The following is a 24812-nucleotide window of genomic DNA, read 5'->3' as shown; positions in this document are numbered from 1 at the left end:
CTGCGGAATCGGTGCCAGTCTTCAAGGGGACCTCATCGGTCAGAAGGACCCGAGGCATCCGCTCCGCACTGCATTAGAGGGTGGGCGTCAAGAAGCTCCTCGATCCGGGCGGCGAGGAGCAACAAAGGGGCGAAAATCCGCCTCGGCGTCGACCGTCGCGGCTGCCTCTGTCGATCGGCCGAGCTTCTGGCGGTCGACCGTCGGGCCTGCCCACAGGGCGAGGAACCGGTTCGCGGCGATGCCGTGTCCGTGTTCCGCACCATGTGGGCAGGTGACGGTCCTGCCGGGGTAGGCGTCGTCAGGAGGCCGCGGGGAACGCGTCCACGCCGGTCAGGTCGGCCGAGAGCCGCCACAGGCGTGCCGCGGCCTCACGGTCGATCGCGTACGCCGCCACGCCCGGGCCGAGGCCCTCCACACCGCTGCTCTGGCTCACAGGCCTGATGTCCGCGACGTCGGTGTCCTCGCAGTAGACGCCGCCGGTGTTGGCGAGCTGCGGGGAGGTGGCGGCCCACACCTGGGTCGACGCGCCCTGCTCGGGCGTCTTGAAGTCGGTCGCCAGCATGTTGCCCTGCTCGTCGACCCAGCCGAAGGCGACCATCTCCTTTTGGGGCAGATGGCGCTGCAGGTCGGTCATGATGTTGCCGGGGTGGACCGCGAACGCCCGCACGCCGGAGTCCTTGCCGAGCGCGTCGAGCTGTACGGCGAAGAGGATGTTCGCCGTCTTCGCCTGCCCGTACGCCTGCCACTTGTCGTAGCCGCGCTCCCACTGGACGTCGTCCCAGCGGATGTCCGAGAGCTGGTGCCCCAGCGAAGAGGTCGATACGACACGCGCGCCGCCTTGTGCGAGCGCGGGCCAGAGGTGGTTGACGAGGGCGTAGTGGCCGAGGTGGTTGGTCGCGAACTGCGCCTCCCAGCCCGGACCCACGCGGGTCTCGGGGCAGGCCATGATGCCGGCGTTGTTGATGAGCAGGTCGATGGCGCGATCGGAGGCGAGGAAGCGCTCCGCGAAGGCGCGGACGCTGTCGAGGTCGGAGAGATCGAGTTCGTCGACCTCCACGTCGTCCAGATCCGCGATCGCGGCCTGGGCGGCCTCGGGCCGCCGCGCGGGGACGACGACATGGGCTCCGGCCGCGACCAGCGCGCGGGTCGTCGCCAGTCCGATGCCGGAGTAGCCGCCGGTGACGACCGCGAGCTTTCCGGTGAGGTCGATACCGTTCAGGACTTCGGCGGCGGTGCTGCCGAACCCGAAGCCCGAGCCGATCTCGTGCTGTTGCGTTGTCATAATCCGTTCCTGGGGTGTGACTGCGAAGCCTGTCGTTTCCCCCCGGGGTGGGCATCACGCCGGTTTGATCGTCATCCTGTACTGGTACTTGGAGAGGTCCAGTAGCCCTACGTCTTCCGCCGTCCTCGCCCACCGTCATGTCCATCTGGAGATGACCAAGCAGGCTGTCGACGGTCTTGTTGTCGTTCAACTCGACCGTGAAGTCATGTTCGTCGAGCATGACTTCGACCTTCTCCACGCCGTGCTTTTTCTCACTAGTACATGTATGCGCCATTGTCGACGGTGAGAACGCGGCCCGTGACCGCTCGGCTCATGTCGCTGGAGAGATACAGAATGGCGTTCGCCTGGTCGATCGGCTGCGTCGGCGCCAGCTTCGTGTTCGAGTAGGTGGCGGCGTACTCGAGCATGGTCGAACCGCCCGGCAGCTCGCCGGCGGCCCAGGCCTGCATCATCGGCGTGTCGGTTTCCCCGGGAGCGACCGCGTTGCAGCGAATGCCGGTGCCCGCGAAGCGGAGCGCGATGTTCTTGGTCATCGTGTTCACCGCGCCCTTGGTCGAGGTGTAGGCGACACCGCACACCGGCAACGAGCCGTTGACCGACGTCACGTTGACGATCACGCCTTCGTCGCGCGGGATGAAGTGCTGGACCGCCTCGCGACAGAAGCGGAACACGCCGAAGTAGTTGATCTGGACCACTTCTTCGAAGTGCTCATCGGTCGTTTCCTCGATCGCGTACATGTCGCCGTAACCGGCGTTGTTCACGAGGATGTCGACCTGGCCGAACGCCTCGATCGCCTTGCCGAAGACAGCGCTCGGGGCGGCGGGGTCGGCGGAGTCGGCCACGACACCGATGGCGGTGTGGCCGGCTTCGGTGATCGCGCCCACGACGTCGTCGATGCCGGCCTGGTTGCGCGCCGTGATGACGACGTTGGCGCCTTCGGCGGCGAAGAGTTCCGCCGTCGCTCGTCCGATGCCCTTGCTGGCGCCGGTGATGACAGCCGTCTTGCCCGCGAGGAGTTGCGTCATGGCCAGTCTCCGATGAAAGGGTTGGTGCGGGGGGTGCCGTTCAAGGGCCTCGAAGCCGGGTGGGGTCTTTCCACTCGTGTTTCGGCCCCTGAACGGGCTTGTGTGCCTGTGTGATCAGTTGCTGCGGGTGCGAGGGCCGCGGTAGTGCTCTTCCGTGACCTTCTGCAGCCAGGTGCTCTCCGGGCGGTCGACCGTGGACCGAGGCTTGATGGCCTTCTGCGCGGCGGAGGCTTTTTGTGCCATGTCGTGCTCTCCATGGGTTCGAATCATGCAGAGCGAGCACCCTTTCCGGGGTCGGCCGCGCTCTTTGGGGGCTGGTGGCTGGACAACGCCCCCCTCGGACTTTCCATCCGAAGAATGGACGCTCTGTCTTTCCGACAGCCGCACGCACAATCCTCACGCCGACTTTGGAGCAAGAAAAGGGGAGGGTCTTTTCATGGGAGAGAATCATCCTGGGAAGAAACTCTCCCCCCTTCGCGCGGGAACGGCGATGCGAGACTGACTTCATGAGCCCTGACGCGCATCTGAACGAGCTGGGCGAGTTCCTCAAGGCCCGCCGGGCCGAACTCGGCCCCCGCACCGTCGGCCTTCCCGACCCGCCACGGCGGCGCCGCGTCGGTGGCCTGCGTCGCGAAGAGGTGGCTCAGCTCACCGCGATCTCCACCGACTATTACACCCGGCTGGAGCAGGGCCGCCTCCAGCCGTCCACAGCGGTTCTGATCGCTCTGGCACAGGCCCTGCACCTCGACGACGACCAGCGCACCTACGTCTTCGGTCTCGCCGGGAAGCAGACCCCGCGCCCGCGCAATCGCGCCCGGCAGAAGGTCCAGCCGCAGCTCCAGCGACTGCTGGACGACCTCAGTGCCACACCCGCCATCGTCCTCGGACGGCGCGGGGACATCATCGCCTGGAACCAGCTTGCGGCCGCCCTCATCACGGACTTCGCGACGATCTCCGAGAAGCACCGCAACTTCCTCCGGATCCTGATGACCGACCCGGCCATGCGCACGTTGTACGCCGACTGGGAGAACGTCGCACGTACGGCCGTCGCCCAGTTGCGCATGGAGGCCGCCAAGTATCCCGACGATCCCCGCCTCACCGCGCTCGTCGGCGAACTGTCCGTCCTCGACCCCCACTTCCGCCAGTGGTGGGCCGCCCACCGCGTGGCCACCCGCGCCGTCGGATCCAAGAAGCTCAACCACCCCGCCGTCGGTGAACTGTCCCTCGACTGGGACACGCTCACGGCCAGCACCGACCCGGAGCAGCAGCTCGTCATCTGGACCGCCGCCGTCGGCACCCCCACCCACGAACGGCTGCGTACCCTCGCTTCCTGGGCTACCGACCATCAACTTGACGTTCCGTCAGAAGACTGAGCCCATCAACGGCTCCTGCTGCTCGCAGGTGGCGAAGCAGGCGCAGGACATGTCGGCAGCCTTTCGTGAAGGCCGTCAGTCAGCCGGCAGAACTGGAACCTGAGAGGTGGGGCAGGTCAATCCGTCACCCAAACCTGCAGCGGACTTGGTCTCGAGGAAAACGCGGGACCGCACCCGGTGGGCGATCTGACGGACAGCCGCCGGACCCTTGTCGATGGGCTTCGCGAGCCATCGGGACGGATCATGTCGCGCCGGTTCTGGCAGGGCGTCAGGTTTCGGAGGTGGCGTGCAGAGAGCGTGTCAGATTCTTGTGGACGTGCGAGAGGGCGGTGGCGGTCGCGATGAGGATGATGTCGAGGACGGCGAGGGAGGCGAGCGCGGGCAGCCAGATCGCAGCGATGCCGGCCGCCAGGCAGGCGGCGCAGGCGAGAAGTCGTTCGGTCCAGGCTCCATGGGTGGTGGTGCGGAAGAACCAGGCGGTGGCGGCGAGATAGAGCGCTGGAGCGCCGAAAAGGAGGAAGGCAAGGGCGAGGGAGCCGTGGCCGAGAGGGTGGACGATGGCGAGTTCGCTGCCGACAGCGAGGGCAACCAGGGCGGCCAGTACGGCGTAGGCGCTGTTCGTGCCCATCCGGACTGACCGCAAGGGATCGGTGGTGGTGGCGACGGCAGTGGTGAAGGCGTCCTCGGCACCGCCGAAGTAGACCGCCCACAGGCAGACCGGGGCGGTGAACGCGCCGATGGCCGCGAGCACACTGGACACGTCGACAGGGGTGTCGGCCATGGCGGTGCCTGTGGTGAGGACGGTTTCACCGAGGATGATGATGAAGAACAGCCGGAGGCGTTCGATCATGTGATCGGAGTCGAAGGGGAGTTCCTGGCTGCTGAGGGCGCGGCCGGGCAGCGGGTGGGCCAGCCAGGTGCCGGTCAGGTCGATCAAGGCGGCAACGGCCCACCACCACAGGCGGGGCCCGGAGCCCGCGATGGCTCCGACGATCCACAGCGGGGCGGAGGCCAAGATCCAGATCAGGGTGCGGCGGAAGTGCTCACGCAGCGTGTCGGTTCGGCCGGCCACGGCGGTCACGGCACAGACGAAGAACAGGATCAGCAGCAGCGCTACGACGAAGACCCAGGCCCGTTCCCCGAAGGCGCGGGGAATCGCGGAGTTCATGAACAACCCCAGGCCCATGACGATGACCACCATCCATCGGGTGACGTCACGGTGGACGTCGAGCAGCGTGGCCACGTAGCTGGTGTAGACCCAGGTGCCGAAGACGGCGACCAGCAGCACGGCGGTCTCCGCGGCGCCCCGCCAAGTGAGGTGTTCCAGGAGGTGGTGGGAGAGCTGGGAGACCGCGAAGACGAAGACGAGGTCGTAGAACAACTCCACCGGGGACACTTCCCGGCGCACTCTCAGCGACTCGGGCATGCTCATCTCCGGCTCTCCTGTGCCTGTGGCGACGTTCCGGCCGGCGCGTCGGGTGTTGTCCACGGGGCGTCGCGCCCTGTCGGGCCGCGGACGCGGCGGCATGGTGCGGCAGGCGGCCGCACTACGTGACCGGCCGCCTGCAGTGTAATCGGGGAGATTCGTCACTCCTGGTCAACGGGCTTGGCGGTGAGCGTTCCGGCAAGCACCGTGTGGAAGCGGCAACGCCTTGGACGGCTGGTCGAATCCGGCGCGAGGGGTGATGGTCACGTGGGCGGACGCCCGCGGCCGACGAGTCGTGTGCGACCCCCGCCGGATGCGCGCGCGGCGGGGACGGACCGCAGGTGTCTCCGGGCCGCCCGCAGGCGCGGACGACGGCCGGGGCGCCGCGCACGCCCGATCCGCCGGTGCCCGAGCGGCGCCCCGGTATCGCGACCGGTCGTCCCGGAGCAGGAGGGCCGCGGGAACCGTCGGGGCGGCCGCCGGGTGGACGGCCGCCGGTTCAGCGGTACAGCGCGGGCCGGGCGATCAGCTCGACCTCCGTCCGGCGGCCCTCCGCCTGGGCACGCACCCCCGCCTCGCAGACGGCGGCCGCCGCGTAGCCGTCCCAGCTGCTGGGTCCGGTGACCTCGCCGCGCAGAGTGGCGTCGACCCAGGCCTGCACCTCACGGTCGTACGCGTCCACGAAGCGCTCCACGAAGTCGGGGGCGATGGAACCGCCCCACCGTCCGGCCGTGTTGACGAGCATTCCGTGGGCCTCGCCGATGCGTGCCGTGCCGTTCTCGCAGACCGCCTCGGCCTGCACCTGGTAGCCGAAGCGGCAGTTCGCGTAGATCTCCACGTCGACCAGGACGCCCCCGTCCGTCTCGAACACGACGAACTGCGGGTCGGACAGGCCCTCGGGCGCGTTGCCCGAGGGCCTCGGCTTCATCACGGTGATCGCGGTGATCTCCTGGTCCAGCAGCCAGCGGGCGACGTCCATCTCGTGCACGACGGAGTCGTTGATGAGCATCTGCTCGGTGAAGTACGGCAGGACGTCGGCGTTGCGGTGCCGGTTGTGCAGCATCAGCGGCCGGCCCAGCTCACCGCTGTCCAGCAGTGCCTTGAGCCTCAGGTACTCGGCGTCGTAGCGCCGCATGAACCCGACCTGGACCCGCCGGTGGCCGAGCCGCTGTTCGGCCTCCATGACCCGCAGCGCCGACGCCGCGTCAGGGGTGAGCGGCTTCTCGCACAGCACCGGCAGGTCGTGTTCGAAGGCGGTGAGGAGTGCCGCCTCGTGCGCGGGTCCGGGGGACGCGACGATCACGGCGTCGACGTCGTCCGCGGCCAGCGCGGCGGCCGGGTCCGTGTACGCGGTGCATCCGGCGATGCCGGCGGCGAGCTGCTTGGCCCGCTCGGCGTCGATGTCCACGACGGCGCTCACCCGCGCCCCGCTGGTCACCTCGGAGATGCGGCGCACATGGTCGGCGCCCATCCGGCCGGTGCCGATGACGGCGACCCCGAGGGTTGCGTGCTGGGTCATGGTGGTCGGTGGTCCCTTCGGGTGGTCAGGCGCCGCAGGAGCGGAGGAACGCGCGGGTGCGGACGGCGATGGGCAGCGGCTTGTCCGGCTCGCAGGGGTACATGTCCTGCTCGACGATGGCGAACAGGTCGACGCCCAGTCGCTGGGCGGCGGCCAGCACCGGCTCCAGATCCGGTACGCCCGTGGGGGGTTCGCACATCACACCGCGCTGCACGGCGGGACCGAACGGCATCTCGTTCTCGACGACGTCGGCGAGGACGGTGGGGTCCACCTGCTTGAGGTGGAGGTAGCCGATGCGTTCGCCGTAGGTCTCGATGAGCTTGACGCTGTCGCCGCCGCAGTAGGCGTAGTGCCCGGTGTCCAGGCACAGGTTGACGAGGTCGGAGTCGGTGGAGTCGAGGAAGCGTTCGACGTGGTCCTCGGTGTCGATGTGGGTGTCCGCGTGCGGGTGGACCACGATGTCGAGGCCGTACGTCTCCTTGACCTCGTGACCGAGCCGTTCCATGCCCTTGGTCAGATGGGCCCACTGCTCGGCGGTCAGCTCCCGCGGTTCGAGGAGCTCGGCGGTCTTGTCGTCGCGCCAGAAGGAGGGGATGACGACCAGGTGCCGGCCGCCCACGGCGCGGGTGAGCGCGGCGACCTGGCCGACGTGCTCCCAGGTGGCGTCCCACACGGCCGGCCCGTGGTGCAGGGAGGTGAAGACCGTCCCGGCCGACACCCGCAGGTCGCGGGCGGCCACCTCGTCGGCGAGCCGGGCCGGGTCGGTCGGCAGATAGCCGTACGGGCCGAGCTCGATCCAGGAGTAGCCCGCCTCGGCGACCTCGTCCAGGAAGCGTTCCCAGGGCACCTGGTGCGGGTCGTCGCGGAACCAGACGCCCCAGGAGTCCGGGGCCGAGCCGACCCGGATGCGGTCCAGGGCTTGGGTCATGTCAGGAGGTCCCTTCCTCGGTGGCCGGTACGGGGGCGGTGGCCTGGAGGTCCTCGGCTTCCGGGAGCCCCTCGACGTCGACGCCGCGTACCTGCGCCAGTTCGTGCTTGAGCGCGGCGAGTTCGGCGCCGCCCGCCATGTGGTTGGTGAGCTCCTCCAGGCCCACCTCGTCGCGGTCCGCGCTGAGGTCCATGGTGCCGAGCCGAAGGACGCTGAAGTGGTCACCGACCATGTAGGCGTGGTGCGGGTTGTGGGTGATGAAGATGACGCCGAGTCCGCGGTCGCGGGCGGCGGCGATGTACTTGAGGACGACGCCGGACTGCTTGACGCCGAGCGCCGCGGTCGGTTCGTCGAGGATGAGGACGCGGGCGCCGAAGTAGACGGCGCGGGCGATGGCCACGGACTGGCGCTGGCCGCCGGACAGCGTGCCGATGGGTTGGTCCAGGTCGTCCAGGACGATGCCCATGTTGCGCAGTTCCTGGTCGGCGGTCCGCTTCATCCGCGCGATGTCCAGGCGTCGTACCGGCCAGGGGCCGCGGGTCATCTCGGAGCCCAGGAAGAAGTTCCGCCAGACCGGCATCAGCGGGACGGTGGCGAGGTCCTGGTAGACGGTGGCGATGCCGGCGTCGAGGGCCTCGCGCGGGCTGCCGAAGCGGACCGGCCGCCCGTCGACGAGGAACTCGCCCTCGGTGTGCTGGTGCAGCCCGGAGATGATCTTGATGAGGGTGGACTTGCCGGCGCCGTTGTCGCCGAGGACGCAGGTGACCTGGCCCGGGCGGACGGTGAGGGAGACGCCGTGCAGGGCGCGGATGTTGCCGTACGACTTGCCGGCGGCGCGGAGTTCGACGATCGGGGTGGTGCCGTCGTCGGCCGGGGTGTCCTGGAGTACGGCGCCGGAGGGGCCGGAACCTTTGATGGTCATGGGTCGGTTCACCTCCGGGTCGCCGTGCGGCGGACCCACAGATTGATGAGCGTGGCGCCGAGCAGCATCACGCCGAGGAAGGCCTTGAACCAGTCGGGGTTCCAACCGGCGTAGACGATGCCCTGGTTCACCATGCCGAACATGAAGGCGCCGAAGACCGGGCCGATCGCGGAGCCGTAGCCGCCGGTGAGCAGGCAGCCGCCGATCACGGCGGCGGCGATATAGATCAGCTCCTGGCCGACGCCCTCGCCCGACTGCACGGTGTTGAAGGAGAACAGCTGGTGCATGCCCACGAACCAGGCGCCGAAGCCCACGGTCATGAACAGCGTGATCTTGGTGAAGGTAACCGGTACGCCGACCGCGCGGGCGCTCTCCTGGTTGCCGCCGACCGCGAAGATCCAGTTGCCGTACTTGGTGCGGAGCAGCACCCAGGTGGCGAGCGCGGCGAAGACCAGCCACCACACGATGGTGATCTTCACCTGGACGCCGCCGACGTCGAAGGACGAGGCGAAGATCTTCCGCGCCTGGCCGAAGCCGTCCATGTTGCTGATGTCGTCGGTGGCCACGTTGCCGGTCACCAGTTTGGTGATCGCGAGGTTCACGCCTTGCAGGATCAGGAAGGTGCCGAGGGTGACGAGGAAGCTCGGCAGCCCGGTGCGGACCATCATCCAGCCGTTGAACGCGCCGACCGCCAGTGACACCACGAGGGCGGTGATCACGCCGGCCCAGACGTTCATGGTCAGTTGGTAGCTGAGCATGCTCGCGGTGAGCGCCGAGGTGATCACGGCGACGCCGGACGACAGGTCGAACTCGCCGCCGATCATCAGCAGGGCCACCGGCAGGGCCATGATGCCGATCGTCGACGACTGGTAGAGCACGGTCGCCATCGAGCTGCCGGAGCGGACCGACGGCGCCGCCGCGAGGAAGAAGACGAACACGGCGACCGCACCGAGGAAGACACCGACCTCGGGGCGGGCGAGCAGTCTGAGCGCCAGGGGGCGTTGCGCCGTCCGCCCGTCGGTCTCCTTGGGGCCGGGGGCCGGCGGTGTGGTCACCGCCGGCTCAGCCTGTTGGGCCATGCTCATCACCGGGTGCCCTTCGAGGCGAACTTGGCGACGGCGTCGACGTTGCTCTTGTCGACGAAGGCCGGGCCGGTCAGGGTCGGCTGCTCACCGCCGCCGCTGTAGTTGCCGTTGTTCTTGTAGAGCCAGAGGGAGTCGACCGCCAGATAGCCCTGGAGGTAGGGCTGCTGGTCCACGGCGAACTGGATGGTGCCCTTGCCGATGGCCGTGGTCAGGTCCTTGTTGAGGTCGAAGGTGGCGATCTTCGCCTTGCTGCCGGCGTCGCCCACCGACTGCACGGCGGTCAGCGCGAAGGGGGCGCCGAGGGCGACGACGTAGTCGATGGCCTTGTCCTGCTTGAGCTTCGCGGTGATCGTCGACTTCACGGACGGCATGTCGGTTCCGTTGACGTAGAGCGTCTCCGTCGTGCCGCTGAACGTCTTCTTCACGCCGTCGCAGCGTTGGGTCAGACCGATGTTGCCCTGCTCCTGGATCACGCAGACGGCCTTCTTGGCGCCTTCCGCGTTGAGTTTGTTGCCGAGCGCCTCGCCCGCCACCGTCTCGTCCTGGCCGAAGAACGACATCAGGCCCAGCTTCTTCCAGTCGCTGACACCGGAGTTGAGCCCGACCACGGGTATGCCCGCCGACTTCGCCTTGCCCACGACGTCCTTCATGGCGTCCGGCTTGGCGAGGGTGATGGCGATGCCGTCGACCTTCTGGTCGATCGCGTTCTGGACGAAGTTGGCCTGGGTGCCCGCGTTCGGGTCCGCGGAGTAGACGAGCTTGATGTTGTCCTTGGCGGCCGCGGCCTCCGCACCCTTGCGGACGATGTCCCAGAACGTGTCGCCGGGGGCCTGGTGCGTGACCAGCGCGACCGTCATCCGGGGCGTGTTGGCCTTGCCGGCCGACCCGTCGGCGCTGCTCTCCTCCGCCTTCTTGCCGCCCGAGCTGCTGGAGCAGCCGGCGACCAGGAGGGCGGATGCCGCCGCCACCGCTACGAGCGGGGCGATTCTGCGTGAACGGGTGTGAAACGTGCGGTCCATCTTTCCAGCACCTCACTGTGCGACGGGGAAAGGGAAGGGGACGGCGCGGGGCGCAAGACCCAGCGGGGCCCGGACCGGGGGTCCGGGTCGTGTGGTGGTGCCGCGGCTGCTTCGTTGGGACGGGATACAAGTCCCTGTTGCACCCGCCTGTCAATACTTTGTTAAGACATCATTTCAGGAGCAGGTCCGAATGTCCGTACATACTCTTGACACAGGGGAACGAAGGGTCCTACACCTAAGAGGCATCGGGCGCCCCGTCGGCCCGCATCCCACGCATCAGGAGCGTCACGCATGCCTGAGTCCGTTGATTCCTTCGACCTCATCACCATGGGACGCATAGGCGTCGATCTCTACCCCCTGCAGACGGGGGTTCCACTCGCACAGGTCGAGTCCTTCGGGAAGTTCCTCGGCGGCTCCGCGTCCAACGTCGCGGTCGCCGCCGCACGACTCGGCCGGAGCACCGCGGTGATCACCCGCACCGGTCAGGACCCCTTCGGCGGCTACCTCCACCAGGCGCTCAAGGAGTTCGGCGTCGACGACCGCTGGGTCACACCGGTGGACGCCTACCCCACGCCGGTCACGTTCTGCGAGATCTTCCCGCCCGACGACTTCCCGCTGTACTTCTACCGGCAGCCCAAGGCACCGGACCTGGAGATCCGCACCGACGAACTGGACTTCTTCGCCATTCGCGCGGCACGCGTCTTCTGGATCACCGGCACCGGCCTGAGCGAGGAGCCCAGCCGCTCGGCCACGCTCGCTGCGCTGAAGGCGCGCGACAGGTCGGGGATCACCGTCTTCGACCTCGACTGGCGCCCCATGTTCTGGAAGGACCCCGACTCCGCGCGCCCGTACTACGCCGAGGCCCTGCGCCACGCCACCGTGGCCGTCGGCAATCTCGACGAGTGCGAGATCGCCACCGGCGTCCGCGAACCGCGAGCCTGCGCCCAGGCGTTGCTCGACGCGGGCGTCGAACTCGCCGTCGTCAAACAGGGTCCGGACGGAGTTCTCGCCGTCCACCGCGACGGCACCGTCGCAGAGGTCCCGCCCGTCCCCGTCGAGGTCGTCAACGGCCTCGGCGCGGGAGACGCGTTCGGCGGCTCGCTCTGCCACGGCCTGCTGGCCGGACTGCCGTTGGAGAAGACCATCCGCTACGCCAACGCGGCCGGCGCGATCGTCGCGTCGCGGCTCGCCTGCTCCTCCGCCATGCCCACCGAGTCCGAGGTCGAGGACCTTCTCGCGCGCGGCTGACCGAGGCCACCCCCGAACGGAGCCCGACTTGAGTATCAGCATCCCCGACCTCGTCACGGTGCGTGCCCGGCACCCGGAGGCCATCGCCGAGGCGGCCGCCCGCCGTGTCCGTCGCCCGCTCGTCGGCGACAGCGGCCGGCTGATGATCGTCGCCGCCGACCACCCCGCCCGCGGCGCGCTCGGCGTCGGCGGTCACCGGCTCGCCATGGCGAACCGCGCGGACCTCCTCGAACGCCTCTGCGTCGCCCTGTCACGGCCCGGTGTGGACGGGGTGCTCGGCACCGCCGACATCCTCGAGGACCTGCTGCTCCTGGGCGTCCTGGACGGAAAGGTGGTGATGGGCTCCATGAACCGCGGCGGGCTCGCCGGGGCGTCCTTCGAGATGGACGACCGCTTCACCGGCCACCGCGCCGCGGATATCGAACGGCTCCGCTTCGACGCCGGCAAGCTCCTGCTGCGTATCGACCACGAGGACCCCGGATCACTGGAGACCCTGGAGAGCACCGCCCGCGCCGTCGACGACATGGCGGCCCGCCGACTCCCTCTGTTCGTCGAGCCGTTCGTCTCGCGCCGGGTGGACGGCACGGTCCGCAACGACCTCGGTGCCGAGGCCGTCACCCGTTCCATCGCCATCGCCTCGGGGCTCGGCGGCACCTCCGCCTACACCTGGCTCAAACTCCCCGTCACCGCCGACCCCGACGACATGGCCCAGGTGCTGGAGACGTCCACCCTGCCCGCGGTGCTGCTCGGCGGCGACGTGGCCGGGGACCAGGAAGGCGCCTACGAGAGATGGCGCAAGGCCCTGCGGCTGCCCACCGTCCAGGGCATGGTCGTCGGACGGTCGCTGCTGTATCCCGCCGAAGGCAGCGTGGAGAGCGCGGTGGACACCGCGGTCGGGCTGCTCTGAACCTCCTTGCGTGAGCCTCCCGTCGGCCCTGCGCGCCGGCCGCTCGCGTGAACTCCGCGCAGGAACAACCCGTTTGATGCCCTGCGCACGAGCCACTCGCCCGGTCCCGTGGACGAGCCACTCGCCCGGTCCGAAGGACGAGTCACAGGCCCGGTCCCGTGGGCGAGACGCCGGCCCGAGCCCCCGCCAGAACCCCGTGCCCGAGCCACCACCCGAGCCCCCGTGCCCGAGCCCCCGCCCCAACCCCTTTGCAGGAGACGCCCGATGACCACCGCGCACCATCTCCCCGCGGGCAAGGCCGCGACCGGCGCCTACGCCGTGGACGTGAACCCCGAGTCGGCGGGCTGGGGCCACTCGAGTCTGCGCGTACTGGAACTGCCGCCCGGCGGCACGCACGGCCTCGACACCGGCGACAGCGAATGGATCGTGCTTCCGCTGTCCGGCGGGTGCACCGTCTCCGTCGACGGCGAGACGTTCTCCTTGACCGGCCGGGCCGATGTCTTCAGCGGCGTCACCGACTTCGCGTACGTGCCTCGCGACGCCGACGTCGCGATCGTCTCCGAGGACGGCGGACGGTTCGCGCTCACCGGAGCCCGCTGCACCCGCAGGCTGCCCGCGCGCTACGGCCCGGCCTCGAACGTGCCGGTCGAACTGCGCGGCAGCGGCACCTGCTCCCGGCAGGTCAACAACTTCGCCGCCGCGGCCCCCGCCGGAGCCGGCCCGGAGTACGGATTCGAGTGCGACAGCCTCATCGCCGTCGAGGTGATCACCCCCGGCGGCAACTGGTCCTCCTTCCCTCCGCACAAGCACGACGAGCACCGGCCGGGCATCGAGTCCGAACTGGAGGAGATCTACTACTTCGAGTTCGCCGGCCATCGGGGCACGCCGGGCCTCGGCTACCACCGCGTCTCGCCCTCGGGAGACGGACGCGGCACGGACGTGCTCGCCGAGGTCCGCGACGGGGACGTCGTCCTCGTCCCCGACGGCTGGCACGGACCGTCCATGGCCGTGCCGGGCCACCACATGTACTACCTGAACGTCATGGCGGGACCCGGCACCGAGCGCGCCTGGCTGATCTGCGACCACCCCGACCACGCCTGGATCCGCGACACCTGGCCCGAGCAGCCCGTAGATCCCCGACTGCCCCTCTACACCGCCCCCGAGAGGTCCCGATGAGCCCCACCACGCGCCGCCTGACGACCGCCCAGGCCCTGGTGCGCTTCCTGTCCGTCCAGTACAGCGAGCGCGACGGCGTACGCCACCGGCTGATCGCCGGCACCTGGGGCATCTTCGGACACGGCAACGTGGCCGGCATCGGCCAGGCCCTCCTGGAGGCCGGCGAGGACGCCATGCCCTTCCACCAGGGGCGCAACGAACAGGCCATGGTGCACGCGGCCGTCGCCCACGCCCGCCAGCTCAACCGCCTCTCCGCGCAGGCCGTCACCACCTCCATCGGCCCCGGCGCCACCAACCTCGTCACCGGCGCGGCCCTCGCGACGATCAACCGGCTGCCCGTACTGCTCCTGCCGGGCGACTACTTCGCCACCCGCTCCGCCGATCCACTGCTCCAGCAGCTGGAGCACCCCGTCGAGGCCGACGTCTCCGTCAACGACACACTGCGCCCGGTCTCCCGCTACTTCGACCGGATCACGCGCCCGGAGGCACTGATCCCGTCCGCGCTGAGCGCCATGCGGGTCCTGACCGACCCCGTCGAGACCGGCGCCGTCACGCTCGCGCTGCCCCAGGACGTACAAGCGGAGGCCTACGACTGGCCCGAGGCGTTCTTCGCGGAACGCGTGTGGCCGGTACGCCGTCCCGCGCCCGACCCGGTCGAACTCGCCGAGGCCGTACGGGCGATCCGCGCCGCCCGGCGCCCCCTCCTCGTCGCGGGCGGGGGAGTGCACCACAGCGAGGCCGAGGACGCCCTCCGGGCGTTCACCGACGCCACCGGAGTCCCGGTCGCCTCCACCCAGGCCGGCAAGGGATCGCTCCGCCACGACCACCCCGCCGACCTCGGCGGCATCGGCCACACCGGCACCGCCGTGTGCGACGCCGTCGCGCGCACCGCCGACCTGGTCATCGGCGTCGGCACCCGCTACAGCGACTTCACCACCGCGTCCCGGACGCTCTTCCAAAATCCGGCCGTCCGCTTCGTCAACCTCAACATCACCGGCCTCGACGCGCACAAGCTCGCCGCCCGGCCTCTGGTGGCCGACGCGCGCACCGGCCTGGAGGCGCTGACCGCGGCCCTCGCCGCGCACCGCGTCGACCCCGCCTACGAGGCCGAGTACCGCGAGGGCAAACGCCGTTGGGAGGAGATCGTCGAGGCCGCGTTCCGCGCGCCGGACGAGCACGCGGTCCCGACCCAGACACAGGTCCTCGGCGTCCTGGACTCCGTCGTCGGTGACGACGACGTCATCGTCAACGCGGCCGGATCACTGCCCGGAGACCTCCACAAACTGTGGCGGGCCCGCGGCCCGCGCCAGTACCACCTGGAGTACGGCTACTCCTGCATGGGCTACGAGATCCCGGCCGCCGTCGGAGTCCAGCAGGCAGCGCCGGACGCCCCGGTCTGGGCACTGGTCGGTGACGGCACGTACCTGATGATGCCCACCGAGATCGTCACCGCCGTCCAGGAGCACCTGCCCGTCAACCTGGTGCTGATCCAGAACCACGGCTACGCCTCCATCGGAGGCCTGTCCGAGGAGACCGGCGGCGAACGCTTCGGAACCGCCTACCGCTACCGCGCCCCCGACGGCACCTTCACCGGCGACCCGCTCCCGGTGGACCTCGCCGCCAACGCCGCCAGCCTCGGCATGGACGTGCTCCGCGCCAAGACCGTGGGCGAACTCCGCCACGCCCTCGCCGAAGCGCGCGGATCGCAGCGGCCGACCTGCGTGTACGTCGAGACCGACCCGACGCCCACCGCCCCGGCGGCCGAGGCCTGGTGGGACGTGCCCGTCGCGGAGGTCGCCGCCCGCGAACCCGCCGTGCGCGCCCGTGAACGCTACGACCGTCGGGTCGCCGACCGTCGGCACCACCTCTGAACTCCCCGCCGCCCGAGGGCCCCGCACCGGGGGCCCGGTGGCTCGACCGTCAGGAGGACACGATGCCAAGGGGGCGAACCCGGCAGGCCGCCGGATCCCCGCGGGCGACGACCGCCGTCCCGCCCGCGGACCTCGACTTCACGCTCGACCGGAACAGTCCCGTGCCGCTCTACTACCAGCTCGCACGGCAGTTGGAGGCAGGTATCCAGCGGGGCACACCGGCCGCCGGAAGCCTGCTCGGGAACGAGGTCGAACTCGCGGGACGCCTCGGCCTGTCCCGCCCCACCGTCCGCCAGGCCATCCAGACCCTGGTCGACAAGGGACTCCTGGTCCGCCGCCGCGGCGTGGGCACGCAGGTCGTGCACAGCCAGGTGAAGCGCCCGCTGGAACTCACCAGCCTCTACGACGACCTGGAGAACGCGGGCCAGCTCCCCACGACCCTCGTCCTGCACAACGCGGTCGAGCCGGCGGACGGCGAGGTCGCCGCCGCCCTCGGCATCGCGGAGGGCGGCGGAGTCCACCGTCTGGAACGACTGCGCCTCACCCACGGCCGGCCCGTGGCCGTCCTGTGCAACCACATCCCCGAGGGACTCCTGGACCTCGACACCGCCCGGCTGGAGTCGACCGGGCTGTACCGCATGATGCGTGCCGCCGGCATCACCCTGCACAGCGCACGCCAGTCGGTCGGCGCCCGCTCGGCCGGCGCCGGCGAAGCGGAACGCCTGGACGAACCTGCGGGCGCGGCCCTGCTCACCATGCGGCGCACCGCGTACGACGACACGGGCCGCGCGGTCGAGTACGGCACCCACATCTACCGTGCCTCGGGGTACGCCTTCGAGTTCCAGCTGCTCGTGCGGCCCTGAGCACGGAACGCGGGGAGACACCGGAGGAGGTGGCAGGCGGCCGGGAGGCCGGCGCGCGTGGTGCGCGCCGTCGGTCCGGCACCGGACACGGCGACGCCGTACGCGCGGGGGTCGCGGAGCCGGGCTCACACGCCCTTGCGGGCGGCCTCGCGGCGCTGTCGCTTGCCCAGCGGCGCCTGGGACAGGTCCTCGGCCTGCGACCTGAGGTTCTTGTAGCCGTAACCGCGTTCGCCGAGCCAGGCCCTCGCGGCTTCCTCGGCGCGTTCGGTCGCCTCCAGGATGTCCTCCTCGGCGTCCCCCGAATCGAGGAAGCGGAAGGTGAAGGCGGGGCGTGCGGCGATGTCGTAGCTGAGGTGACCCTCGGGGGTGAACGCCGCGCGCAGGACGTCGTGCTCGGCGGCCCGGGCAAGGAGCTCGGCCCGCTGGTCGGCGCCGAGCCCGTCGAAGACACCGCGAACAGTGATGCGGAAGGTGCGCGTACTCATGACCCGACCCTAATCACCGCGGCCGTCGTCGTTCCAACGGGTTTTCGCGGGTGAGAGGTGCCCGCACCTGTCGGGGCCCTCGTCGGGCGGCACGGCCACCCTCACACCCCCACCTCGCAGGTCCGCTGCCCGCGTCGCCCCGGGCGAAGCCCCGCGTCGCGCCGCGCAGGACTCCGGTCATGCGAGGCTCACCCAGGAACCCCGCTCGGCGGAGCGTGCCATCGCGTCGAGCATCTCCGCGCTGTGCACCGCGTCGTCGAGCGTCGCCCCGTGCGGAGTGCCGTCCTCGATGGACCGCAGGAAGTGGTGCGCCTCGATGACCTTGAGGTCGTCGTAGCCCATGCTGTTGGCCGCGCCCGGCTGGAAGGCGGCGTACTCGCCGTGTCCGGGGCCCACGTACACCGTGCTGACCGGCTGGTCCTGGTAGGCCGTGCCCCGGCTGACCGCGAGCTCGCCCATGCGGCGGAAGTCCCAGAACACCGCGCCCCGGGTGCCGTGCACCTCGAAGCCGTAGTTGTTCTGCTCGCCCACCGAGACCCGGCACGCCTCCAGCACGCCCCGGGCGCCGGAGGCGAAGCGCAGCAGGCAGTTGACGTAGTCCTCGTTCTCCACGGTGCCGAACTCGCCGCCCGTCGCCCGTGCGTGGCCGGCCGTGGCACCCGCCGGACGTGCCCGTCGCGGCAGGAAGACCGCGGTGTCCGCGGTGAGCGCCTCGATCTCGCCGAGCAGGTGCCGGGCCAGGTCCACGCCGTGCGAGGCCAGGTCGCCCAGGACGCCGCTGCCGCCGCACTCCCTCTCGTAGCGCCAGGTCAGCGCCCCCTCCGGGTGTGCGGCGTAGTCGCTGAGGAGCCGGATGCGGACATGGGTGACGGTGCCGATCTCGCCGGAGGAGATCAGTTCGCGGGCGGCGGCGACGGCGGGCGCGTTGCGGTAGTTGAAGCCGACGGTGCCCTGCACCCCGGCCTTGGCCGCGGCCTGCGACACCGCGCGGGCGTCCGCGGCGGTGAGCCCCACCGGCTTCTCGATCCAGATGTGCTTGCCGGCCTCGGCCATGGCCACACCGATCTCGCGGTGCAGGAAGTTCGGTGCGGCGATGCTCACCGCCTCGACGCGTGGGTCGGCGGCGACGGTACGCCAGTCGCGGGTGCCCGTGGCGAAGCCGTACCGCGCGACCGCCTCCTCGGCGCGGCCCGGCACCTCGTCCGCCACGGCGACCAGCTCGGGCCGCAGCGTGAGCCCGGGGAAATGGTGCGGCACACGTGCGTAGGCCTGGGTGTGCACCCGTCCCATCCAGCCGAACCCCACGACCGCAACGCCGAGTGTACGCACCATGACTGCCCCTTTTTGGACCGGTCCAAGACTGCCTCGAGCTCACACTGGGCTCCATCAGTGCACGTGTCAACCCTCCTGCCACCCTTTGACAAGCTCGCCACCGCTGTGGAACGGTCCAGACCATGAGAGCGCCGACGATCCGTGACGTCGCCGAGCGGGCCGGGGTGTCGAAGTCGCTGGTCTCCCTCGTGCTGCGTGGCTCCGACCAGGTCCGCGAGGAGAAGCGGCAGGTCGTGCTGGCCGCCGTCGAGGAACTCGGCTACCGCACCAACGCCGCGGCCCGCAGCCTCAGCGAGCGCCGCACCCGCACCGTCGGCGTGCTGCTCAACGACATGCGCAACCCCTGGTTCGTCGAACTGCTCGACGGCCTGAACTCCCGGCTGCACGACTCCGGTCTGCACACGCTCCTCGCCGACGGCCATCTCAGCCGGCGCCTCGGCGAGGACCTCACCCGCACGTTCATGGACCTGCGCGTCGACGGTCTGATCGCCGTCGGCACCCTCCCGCCCTCCGAGGCGCTGCGGGCCGCGGCGGCGCGGGTCCCCACGGTGGTGGCCGGTGCACGGGAACCCGAACTGCCCGGCGTGGACATCGTCGCCAACGACGACGAGCGCGGCGCCCGGCTCGCCACCGAGCACCTCCTCGCCCTCGGACACCACCGCGTCGCCCACATCGCGGGGGAGGGGACCGTCGGTGAACTGCGCCGCCGCAGCTTCGAGACCGTCATGCGCGAGCACGGGCTCGGCCGGGAGGCGGTCGTGGAGCAGGGCGACCTGACGGAGGAGGGCGGCTACCGGGCCATGGTCCGGCTGCTCGCGGCACGCGAACGGCCCACCGCCGTCTTCGCGTTCAACGACATGGCCTGCGTCGGCGCACTCTCGGCCGCCGAGGAGCTCGGCCTCCAGGTGCCCCGCGACCTCTCCCTCGTCGGCTACGACAACACCTACCTCGCGCGCCTGCGCCACCTGTGGCTCACCACCGTGGACAACGCCGGCCACGACGTCGGCCGCCGCGCAGCGCAGCGCCTGCTCGACCGGATCGCCGATCCCGCCCGCCCCGCGTCGCTCGTCCTCGCCGACCCCGTTCTCGAAGTCCGGGGCACGACCACGCGGGTCAGTCGCTCTTGAGCTCGTCGAGCCGGACGGGTCCCCGGACGGAGACCGACCGGATCGCCGCCAGGGCGATGGCGAGGGCGGCGCGCGCGTCCTCGCCGGTGACCGCCTGGGTGCCCCCGCGGCGGACGCAGTCGGTGAAGTCGGCGATCTCCGCCACGTACGCGTCGTGGAAGAGGTCCTGGTCGTAGTCGACGCACTCGGCGGTGACGCCCCGCGGGCCGTAGCCGGTCAGGTGAGTGCGGCGCATGTCGCCCATGGTGAGCATGCCGGCCGAACCGAAGACCTCACCGCGCACGTCGTAGCCGTACACCGCCTGGAAACTGGCCTCGGCGGTGGCGAGGGCGCCGTTGTCGAAGCGGATGGTGACAAGGGCGGTGTCGAGCAGACCACCTTCCTTGAAGTCGGGGCGCACCAGCGCGTCCGCCAGTGCGAAGACCTCGACCGCCTCGGCCCCCGGGTTGAGATGACGCAGGGTGTCGAAGTCGTGGATGAGGGTCTCCAGGAAGATCGTCCACGGCGGGACGAGCGCCGGATCGGCGAGCTTCGGATCACGGGTGAGCGAGCGGAGCAGCTGCGGGGTGCCGATGCCGCCCTCCACGATCCTGTCGTGGGCGGCACGGAAGCCCTTGTCGTAGCGGCGGTTGAAGCCGACCTGGAGAGGAACGCCCGCCTCGCGGGCCGCGGCCGTCGCCCGGTCGGCCTCGGCGAGTGTGACGGCCATCGGTTTCTCGCAGTAGACGGCCTTGCCAGCGCGGGCCGCCGCCACGACCAGATCGGCGTGCGTGCGCGCCGGAGTGGCCAGCACCACCGCCTCGATCCGCGGGTCGGCGAGCAGCTCCGCGATCTCGGTGTACGTCGTCGTACAGCCGAGCCGGTCGCCCAGGCGTCGGGCGGCGCCGGGCGCCGGGTCGGCGACCGCGGCGAGGCGGACGCCGGGCAGCCGGTGGGCGAGGGTCTCGGCATGGAAGGCGCCCATCCGGCCGGCGCCGACCAGGCCGACGGCGAGGGGTTGTTGCGTGGTCATACGGCTTCTCCGTACGTCGGTTGGCGATTCGGTGATTCAGCGACTCGACGATTCGGCAATTCGGCGATTCGGCGACTCGGGCGCCGGCGCCGTCAGGGTGTGAACGCGGTCCGGAAGCGCTCCAGCGCGAGGTCGCTGTCCTCGGAGGCCCAGGCCTCCAGGGCGACCGTGCCGTCGTACCCGAGGTCCGTCAGGGCGGCCGCGACGGCCGGGTAGTTGATCTCCCCGGTTCCGGGTTCGTGGCGGCCCGGTACGTCCGCCACCTGGATCTCCCCGATCAGGCCCAGGCCGTGGGCGCGGCGGACCAGCTCGATCAGATTCCCCTCGCCGATCTGCGCGTGGTAGAGATCCAGGTTCATCCGCAGTCCCGGCCGGTCCACGGCCGCCACCAGGGCCAGCGTGTCGGAGGCCTTCGCGAACGGCACACCGGGGTGGTCCACGGCGGTGTTGAGGTTCTCCAGCGTGAAGACCACCCCGGAGCGCTCGCCCAGGTCCGCGACCCGGCTCAGCGTGCGCTGGGCGGCGATCCACATCGGACCGGTGGCCTCGCCGGTCACCGCGGTCACCGGCAGGCCCTCGCCGTCGAGACCGGTGCCGTGCAGATTGAGCCGGGGGCAGCCGAGGCGCTCCGCGACCCGCACCGACTCCGCGGCGGTGCGCAGCAGTTCGTCCGCGCCGTCCGGATCCGTCAGACTTCCGCGGACGTAGCCGGTCATGGAGGAGAAGGCCGCCCCGCTCCGCTCCAGGGCGGTCAGATCGTGCCGCGTCCAGTCCCAGATCTCGACCTGGAAACCGGCGTCGTGGATGCGTCGCGCCCGCTCGGGGACGGGGAGGTCCCCGAAGACCATCTCGGCACAGACCGCCAGCGTGTACACCGTGCATCGCCTGCTTTCCGGCTCTCGCATTTGCTAGAACGTTCCAGTCCCGGAGCAGCAGTACGCCAGCGGTCGAGCGCCTTGTCAAGGTGTCGCGGGCGCGGTGGACTAGAACGTTGCAGTACTTCCGACCAGTGCGTTCGGCGCTGGTCTACGATCTCGTCGGGAAGTCGTGCCGAACGGGAAGTCGTGCCGAACGGGAAGCCATGCCGAACAGGGAGGGCAGCCGTGTCTCCGAGCTCCTCGGGTCCGGGCGGGAAGCGGCCCACCCTCGCCGACGTCGCGGAACGGGCGGGGGTGTCCGTCGCCCTGGTCTCCATCGTGATGCGCGGGACCAAGGGTGCCGGTGCCGCCACCCGCGAGCGCGTGCTCGCGGCGGCGCGGGAGATCGGCTACCGGCCCGACGCGCGCGCCCGCCTGCTGCGCAGCAGCCGTTCGCGCCTGCTCGGCGTGCAGTTCGGCCTCCAGGAGCCCTTCCACGCCGACCTGGTCGAGGGTCTGTACGCCGCCGCCGAGCCGGCCGGCTACCAGCTCGCGCTCAGTGCCGTCACCCCGAGCCGCGGCGAACAGCAGGCGGTGGAGGCTCTGTTGGCGGACCGCTGCGAGGCGCTGATCCTGCTCGGACCACGGGCCCCCACCGCCCGGCTGGCTGAACTCGCCGCCCAGGTCCCGGTCGTGTCCGTGGCCCGGCGGCTGCGCCCGCCCCCCGCCGGGGTGGACGTCGTGCGTACCGCGGACGACGAAGGTGCCCGCCGGGCCGTCGACCACCTCGTCGCACTCGGCCACCGCGACGTCGCGCACATCGACGGCGGCCGGGCACCGGGCGCCGCCGAACGGCGCCGCGGCTACCGCACCGCCATGAACCGGCACGGCCTCGGCGACCGGGCCCGGGTCCTGCCGGGCGGCCCGACCGAGGAGGACGGCGCCGCCGCGGCCCGCGCCCTGCTCGACGCGGACTCCCGCCCCACCGCGGTCCTGGCCTTCAACGACCGCTGCGCCACCGGTGTCCTCGACATCTTCCTGCGCGCCCACGTCTCGGTGCCCGGTGACATCTCCGTCGTGGGCTTCGACGACAGCCGTCTGTCACGCCTCGCGCACATCGACCTCACCACCGTCGGCCAGGACATCTCCCGGCTCGCGGGGGAGGCGGTCGGCCGGGCCCTGGCGCGTCTGGAGGGAGATGCGGCCTCCGGTGGCGGGGCGTCGGAGGGAGCGGGCCCGTGGGAGGGGTCCGGGTCGGGGGAGGAGACCGTCATCGCCCCGCGCCTGGTGGTGCGCGGCACCACGGCCGCCCCGACGGGTGGCTGAACGGTCTCCGAGGCCGAACGGTCTCCGAGGCTGGACGGCGCCCTGCCGCGTGGCTAGTGTGATCAGCGAATAGTCAATTTGTTGAGTATGGGTATGAGGATGAGGTGGGCGTGATGGATTCCTTCCGCAAGGCCGTGGAGGCCGGTGACCTCGCCGCGGTCGAGGACATGCTGGCCGACGACGTCGTCTTCCACAGCCCCGTCGCCTTCAAGCCCTACCCCGGGAAGGCGATCACCGCTGCCATCCTCCGCGGTGTCACACGCGTCTTCACCGACTTCCACTACGTCCGCGAGATCGGCGGCGCGGACGGCCGCGACCACGCGCTCGTCTTCGAGGCGAAGGTCGGCGACAAGAAGATCACCGGCTGCGACTTCCTCCACTTCGACGAGGACGGGAAGATCGACGACTTCATGGTCATGGTCCGCCCGCTGTCCGCCGCCCAGGCGCTCTCCGAGGCGATGGGAGCCCAGTTCGACCGGATCGCTCAGGAGGCGGCCGGCGCGTGACGTCGGGCGGCCCCCCGGCGCGCACCGTGCGCACGAGGACCGCGTTCCGGAGGCGGTGGACGGGTTTGACGCGAAGGCGCGCGGCTACCCGCGCGTCGTGACATCGACGACTTCCCGGCAGGAGCTCATCCGGTTCCTCGAGGACCGCTTCGCCTGCGCCCAGGCGTGCACCGAGTGCGCCAGGGTCTGTGCGCTGCGCGCGAGCCTCATGGATCCGGACGGGCCCAAGGAACAGGACCTCGTACGCCGCAAGGGCATCCAGTGCACGGAAGTGTGCGACGCGACCTGCCTGGTGCTGTCCGAAGGGGTGCACCGGGACGAGGCCGCCGTCCGCTCCCAGGTGGAATGGTGCCGCGACGTCTGTCTGGAGGGCGCCGACGTCTTCGACGAGTACGACGGTGCGCAGGACGCGGCGAAGGAGTGCCGTGCCTGCGCGCAGGCGTGCTCGGACTTTCTCGCGATCCTGGGCTGAGCGCGGCCCGGGCCGTCCGGCGCCGAGCGCGCCGTCCGGGCAGGTCGGCGCCGAGCGCCGTGGCGGCCGTTCTGGGCCGAGCACCCTCCGGAGCCGCCGGCCTGCCCGCCCGGGCGCGGGTGGGAGCGGCACGGCGGGACGGGACGGGAACTTCCGGGCCGGGAACGGCGCTCCGACGGACGACCGTAACTTCGTGGGACGACCGTAATCCGACGGGCTGCCGGAACTCCGTGGGGCGACCGGAACTCCGACGGGCTGCCGGAACTCCGTGGGGCGACCGGAACTCCGTGGGGCGAACGGAGGTCCGGCCGGCGGCGCGCTCCGGCCGTCACCTCAGCCCGGCTCCACCAGCGGCCGCCCCGCGCGGACGTTCCAGCGCCCCGATCGCCCGCTGAACTCCGTGGCGGTCAGGGGCGGTACGTCGACGCGCCAGAAGGCCGCGTCCGGCGCCCCCAGAACCCGCACCAGCGCGCCCCGTACGACCTCCGGTTCGACCACGGCGACCGTCCGGCCCGACACGTGCGCGGTGCCGTCCAGCCAGCCGGCCACCCGGTCGCAGAACGCCCGTACCGACTCGCCGCCGTGCGGCGCGGCTCCGGGGTCGGCCAGCCAGCCCGCCACCGCCTCGGGCTCCTCGGCGCTCACCTCCGCCAGCGTCGCACCGCGCCAGCGGCCCACGTCGAGCCCGGCCAACTCCGGTGCGTCCGGCACGCCTTCGAGGCCGAGCGCGTCGGCGGTCGCACGGCAGCGCACGACGGGGGAGACCCACTGCCGCTCCGCGGCCGGCAGTCGTCCCGCGGCCGCCCGCGCGAGCCGCAGTCCGGACGCGTCGAGCGGACGTCCGTCGTCGAAGCGGGCCTCGCGCAGCGCGGTGCCGATCGCGGCTGAGATCAAGATCACTCGACTTGTCATGTCCTCACTCTCATGGGTTTCGTGGTGTCCGCCGACCCGAAAAGCCTTACGGGGCAAGGGAATCCGCGGCACACCCGGTCCGTGGGGCGCGCCCCGTGCTCCCTCGTGCGCCCTTGGCCGGAACCCGCCGACGCGGTAC

24 protein-coding genes are annotated in these 24812 nt (G+C 70.9%); 10 read left to right on the top strand and 14 right to left on the bottom strand.

From position 1 onward, the window contains the following. Positions 1-298: 298 nt before the first annotated feature. The 3 genes from ABEB03_RS42830 to ABEB03_RS42820 form a co-directional block, all read right to left on the bottom strand. The gene (locus tag ABEB03_RS42830) at positions 299-1282 is read right to left on the bottom strand and encodes an SDR family NAD(P)-dependent oxidoreductase (protein WP_345658500.1); all 984 of its coding nucleotides are present in this window, start codon (positions 1280-1282) and stop codon (positions 299-301) included. A 254-nt stretch (positions 1283-1536) separates the two neighbouring features. Then, positions 1537-2307, bottom strand: coding sequence for an SDR family NAD(P)-dependent oxidoreductase (locus ABEB03_RS42825; protein ID WP_345658499.1), 771 nt, complete (start codon positions 2305-2307; stop codon positions 1537-1539). Positions 2308-2421: 114 nt separating this feature from the next. Then, positions 2422-2550, bottom strand: a complete 129-nt coding sequence (locus ABEB03_RS42820; RefSeq protein WP_345658498.1) for a hypothetical protein — start codon at positions 2548-2550, stop codon at positions 2422-2424. A 263-nt stretch (positions 2551-2813) separates the two neighbouring features. Between ABEB03_RS42820 and ABEB03_RS42815 the strand changes: the two genes are divergently transcribed. Continuing rightward, complete coding sequence (locus ABEB03_RS42815) at positions 2814-3680, top strand: helix-turn-helix domain-containing protein (RefSeq protein ID WP_345658497.1); 867 nt, start codon at positions 2814-2816, stop codon at positions 3678-3680. A 268-nt stretch (positions 3681-3948) separates the two neighbouring features. Here the strand turns inward: ABEB03_RS42815 and ABEB03_RS42810 are convergent, their stop codons facing one another. From ABEB03_RS42810 to ABEB03_RS42785, 6 genes are all read right to left on the bottom strand, one after another. Then, on the bottom strand, positions 3949-5112 hold the full coding sequence (locus ABEB03_RS42810) for a low temperature requirement protein A (RefSeq protein WP_345658496.1): 1164 nt from the start codon (positions 5110-5112) through the stop codon (positions 3949-3951). Positions 5113-5605: 493 nt separating this feature from the next. Continuing rightward, positions 5606-6625, bottom strand: a complete 1020-nt coding sequence (locus ABEB03_RS42805) for a Gfo/Idh/MocA family protein (protein WP_345658495.1) — start codon at positions 6623-6625, stop codon at positions 5606-5608. A gap of 25 nt (positions 6626-6650) precedes the next feature. Beyond that, a complete protein-coding gene (locus tag ABEB03_RS42800) occupies positions 6651-7553 on the bottom strand; it encodes a sugar phosphate isomerase/epimerase family protein (RefSeq protein WP_345658494.1) in 903 nt (300 codons plus the stop codon). A gap of 1 nt (position 7554) precedes the next feature. Beyond that, on the bottom strand, positions 7555-8475 hold the full coding sequence (locus tag ABEB03_RS42795) for an ATP-binding cassette domain-containing protein (RefSeq protein ID WP_345658493.1): 921 nt from the start codon (positions 8473-8475) through the stop codon (positions 7555-7557). Between the two features lie 8 nt (positions 8476-8483). Continuing rightward, positions 8484-9560, bottom strand: a complete 1077-nt coding sequence (locus ABEB03_RS42790) for an ABC transporter permease (RefSeq protein WP_345658491.1) — start codon at positions 9558-9560, stop codon at positions 8484-8486. Then, a complete protein-coding gene (locus ABEB03_RS42785; RefSeq protein WP_345658490.1) occupies positions 9560-10579 on the bottom strand; it encodes a sugar ABC transporter substrate-binding protein in 1020 nt (339 codons plus the stop codon). Before ABEB03_RS42785 ends, ABEB03_RS42790 begins: the two co-directional genes overlap by 1 nt. A 291-nt stretch (positions 10580-10870) precedes the next feature. On the opposite strand from ABEB03_RS42785, the gene iolC reads away from it, so the two are divergent. The 5 genes from iolC (at position 10871) to ABEB03_RS42760 (ending at position 16644) form a co-directional block, all read left to right on the top strand. Further along, positions 10871-11827: a 5-dehydro-2-deoxygluconokinase gene (gene iolC / locus ABEB03_RS42780; protein ID WP_345658489.1), complete on the top strand. Its 957-nt coding sequence runs from the start codon at positions 10871-10873 to the stop codon at positions 11825-11827. A 28-nt stretch (positions 11828-11855) separates the two neighbouring features. Then, on the top strand, positions 11856-12734 hold the full coding sequence (locus ABEB03_RS42775; RefSeq protein WP_345658488.1) for a Cgl0159 family (beta/alpha)8-fold protein: 879 nt from the start codon (positions 11856-11858) through the stop codon (positions 12732-12734). Positions 12735-12998: 264 nt separating this feature from the next. Beyond that, complete coding sequence (gene iolB / locus ABEB03_RS42770; protein ID WP_345658487.1) at positions 12999-13910, top strand: 5-deoxy-glucuronate isomerase; 912 nt, start codon at positions 12999-13001, stop codon at positions 13908-13910. Next, positions 13907-15781: a 3D-(3,5/4)-trihydroxycyclohexane-1,2-dione acylhydrolase (decyclizing) gene (iolD, locus tag ABEB03_RS42765; protein ID WP_345658485.1), complete on the top strand. Its 1875-nt coding sequence runs from the start codon at positions 13907-13909 to the stop codon at positions 15779-15781. The genes iolB and iolD overlap by 4 nt, the downstream gene beginning before the upstream one ends. A gap of 62 nt (positions 15782-15843) precedes the next feature. Beyond that, the gene (locus ABEB03_RS42760; RefSeq protein ID WP_345658484.1) at positions 15844-16644 is read left to right on the top strand and encodes a GntR family transcriptional regulator; all 801 of its coding nucleotides are present in this window, start codon (positions 15844-15846) and stop codon (positions 16642-16644) included. A gap of 125 nt (positions 16645-16769) precedes the next feature. Here ABEB03_RS42760 and ABEB03_RS42755 read toward each other — a convergent pair whose 3' ends face one another. Both ABEB03_RS42755 and ABEB03_RS42750 read right to left on the bottom strand, forming a co-directional pair. Further along, a complete protein-coding gene (locus ABEB03_RS42755; RefSeq protein WP_345658482.1) occupies positions 16770-17129 on the bottom strand; it encodes a DUF6204 family protein in 360 nt (119 codons plus the stop codon). A gap of 177 nt (positions 17130-17306) precedes the next feature. Then, complete coding sequence (locus ABEB03_RS42750; protein WP_345658480.1) at positions 17307-18461, bottom strand: Gfo/Idh/MocA family protein; 1155 nt, start codon at positions 18459-18461, stop codon at positions 17307-17309. Between the two features lie 122 nt (positions 18462-18583). On the opposite strand from ABEB03_RS42750, the gene ABEB03_RS42745 reads away from it, so the two are divergent. Continuing rightward, positions 18584-19588, top strand: a complete 1005-nt coding sequence (locus ABEB03_RS42745; RefSeq protein ID WP_345658479.1) for a LacI family DNA-binding transcriptional regulator — start codon at positions 18584-18586, stop codon at positions 19586-19588. On the opposite strand, the gene ABEB03_RS42740 is transcribed toward ABEB03_RS42745, so the two are convergent. Together ABEB03_RS42740 and ABEB03_RS42735 are read right to left on the bottom strand one after the other, a co-directional pair. After that, positions 19575-20600: a Gfo/Idh/MocA family oxidoreductase gene (locus ABEB03_RS42740; protein ID WP_345658478.1), complete on the bottom strand. Its 1026-nt coding sequence runs from the start codon at positions 20598-20600 to the stop codon at positions 19575-19577. The genes ABEB03_RS42745 and ABEB03_RS42740 overlap by 14 nt on opposite strands. Positions 20601-20692: 92 nt before the next feature. Further along, positions 20693-21505, bottom strand: coding sequence for a TIM barrel protein (locus tag ABEB03_RS42735; RefSeq protein WP_345658477.1), 813 nt, complete (start codon positions 21503-21505; stop codon positions 20693-20695). A 198-nt stretch (positions 21506-21703) separates the two neighbouring features. On the opposite strand from ABEB03_RS42735, the gene ABEB03_RS42730 reads away from it, so the two are divergent. The 3 genes from ABEB03_RS42730 to ABEB03_RS42720 all read left to right on the top strand — a co-directional run bounded on the left by ABEB03_RS42730 (position 21704) and on the right by ABEB03_RS42720 (position 23761). Then, positions 21704-22783 carry a LacI family DNA-binding transcriptional regulator gene (locus tag ABEB03_RS42730; protein ID WP_345658476.1) on the top strand — a complete coding sequence of 360 codons (1080 nt, stop codon included), beginning with the start codon at positions 21704-21706 and terminating at the stop codon, positions 22781-22783. Positions 22784-22896: 113 nt separating this feature from the next. Continuing rightward, entirely contained in the window at positions 22897-23289 is a 393-nt protein-coding gene (locus ABEB03_RS42725) for a nuclear transport factor 2 family protein (protein ID WP_095932358.1), read from the top strand. 97 nt (positions 23290-23386) lie between these two features. Then, positions 23387-23761 (top strand): ferredoxin, encoded by a 375-nt coding sequence (locus ABEB03_RS42720; RefSeq protein ID WP_345658475.1) that lies wholly within the window; start codon positions 23387-23389, stop codon positions 23759-23761. 333 nt (positions 23762-24094) lie between these two features. On the opposite strand, the gene ABEB03_RS42715 is transcribed toward ABEB03_RS42720, so the two are convergent. Next, positions 24095-24673: a histidine phosphatase family protein gene (locus ABEB03_RS42715; protein ID WP_345658474.1), complete on the bottom strand. Its 579-nt coding sequence runs from the start codon at positions 24671-24673 to the stop codon at positions 24095-24097. Positions 24674-24812 lie beyond the last annotated feature (139 nt).

It is taken from the genome of Streptomyces siamensis, from assembly GCF_039543605.1.
GTDB lineage: Bacteria > Actinomycetota > Actinomycetes > Streptomycetales > Streptomycetaceae > Streptomyces > Streptomyces siamensis.
The sequence above is the reverse complement of the archived record's forward strand: the minus strand, read 5'-3'. Positions and strand labels throughout refer to the sequence as shown.

Coding starts and splice junctions, on each gene's coding strand:
- iolC (WP_345658489.1), top strand. CDS start 10,871: ATGCCTGAGTCCGTTGATTCCTTCGACCTCATCACCATGGGACGCATA.
- ABEB03_RS42735 (WP_345658477.1), bottom strand. CDS start 21,505: ATGCGAGAGCCGGAAAGCAGGCGATGCACGGTGTACACGCTGGCGGTC.
- ABEB03_RS42795 (WP_345658493.1), bottom strand. CDS start 8,475: ATGACCATCAAAGGTTCCGGCCCCTCCGGCGCCGTACTCCAGGACACC.
- ABEB03_RS42805 (WP_345658495.1), bottom strand. CDS start 6,625: ATGACCCAGCACGCAACCCTCGGGGTCGCCGTCATCGGCACCGGCCGG.
- ABEB03_RS42800 (WP_345658494.1), bottom strand. CDS start 7,553: ATGACCCAAGCCCTGGACCGCATCCGGGTCGGCTCGGCCCCGGACTCC.
- ABEB03_RS42790 (WP_345658491.1), bottom strand. CDS start 9,560: ATGAGCATGGCCCAACAGGCTGAGCCGGCGGTGACCACACCGCCGGCC.
- ABEB03_RS42815 (WP_345658497.1), top strand. CDS start 2,814: ATGAGCCCTGACGCGCATCTGAACGAGCTGGGCGAGTTCCTCAAGGCC.
- iolB (WP_345658487.1), top strand. CDS start 12,999: ATGACCACCGCGCACCATCTCCCCGCGGGCAAGGCCGCGACCGGCGCC.
- ABEB03_RS42830 (WP_345658500.1), bottom strand. CDS start 1,282: ATGACAACGCAACAGCACGAGATCGGCTCGGGCTTCGGGTTCGGCAGC.
- ABEB03_RS42740 (WP_345658478.1), bottom strand. CDS start 20,600: ATGACCACGCAACAACCCCTCGCCGTCGGCCTGGTCGGCGCCGGCCGG.
- ABEB03_RS42725 (WP_095932358.1), top strand. CDS start 22,897: ATGGATTCCTTCCGCAAGGCCGTGGAGGCCGGTGACCTCGCCGCGGTC.
- ABEB03_RS42785 (WP_345658490.1), bottom strand. CDS start 10,579: ATGGACCGCACGTTTCACACCCGTTCACGCAGAATCGCCCCGCTCGTA.
- iolD (WP_345658485.1), top strand. CDS start 13,907: ATGAGCCCCACCACGCGCCGCCTGACGACCGCCCAGGCCCTGGTGCGC.
- ABEB03_RS42820 (WP_345658498.1), bottom strand. CDS start 2,550: ATGGCACAAAAAGCCTCCGCCGCGCAGAAGGCCATCAAGCCTCGGTCC.
- ABEB03_RS42755 (WP_345658482.1), bottom strand. CDS start 17,129: ATGAGTACGCGCACCTTCCGCATCACTGTTCGCGGTGTCTTCGACGGG.
- ABEB03_RS42715 (WP_345658474.1), bottom strand. CDS start 24,673: ATGACAAGTCGAGTGATCTTGATCTCAGCCGCGATCGGCACCGCGCTG.
- ABEB03_RS42825 (WP_345658499.1), bottom strand. CDS start 2,307: ATGACGCAACTCCTCGCGGGCAAGACGGCTGTCATCACCGGCGCCAGC.
- ABEB03_RS42750 (WP_345658480.1), bottom strand. CDS start 18,461: ATGGTGCGTACACTCGGCGTTGCGGTCGTGGGGTTCGGCTGGATGGGA.
- ABEB03_RS42810 (WP_345658496.1), bottom strand. CDS start 5,112: ATGAGCATGCCCGAGTCGCTGAGAGTGCGCCGGGAAGTGTCCCCGGTG.
- ABEB03_RS42760 (WP_345658484.1), top strand. CDS start 15,844: ATGCCAAGGGGGCGAACCCGGCAGGCCGCCGGATCCCCGCGGGCGACG.
- ABEB03_RS42745 (WP_345658479.1), top strand. CDS start 18,584: ATGAGAGCGCCGACGATCCGTGACGTCGCCGAGCGGGCCGGGGTGTCG.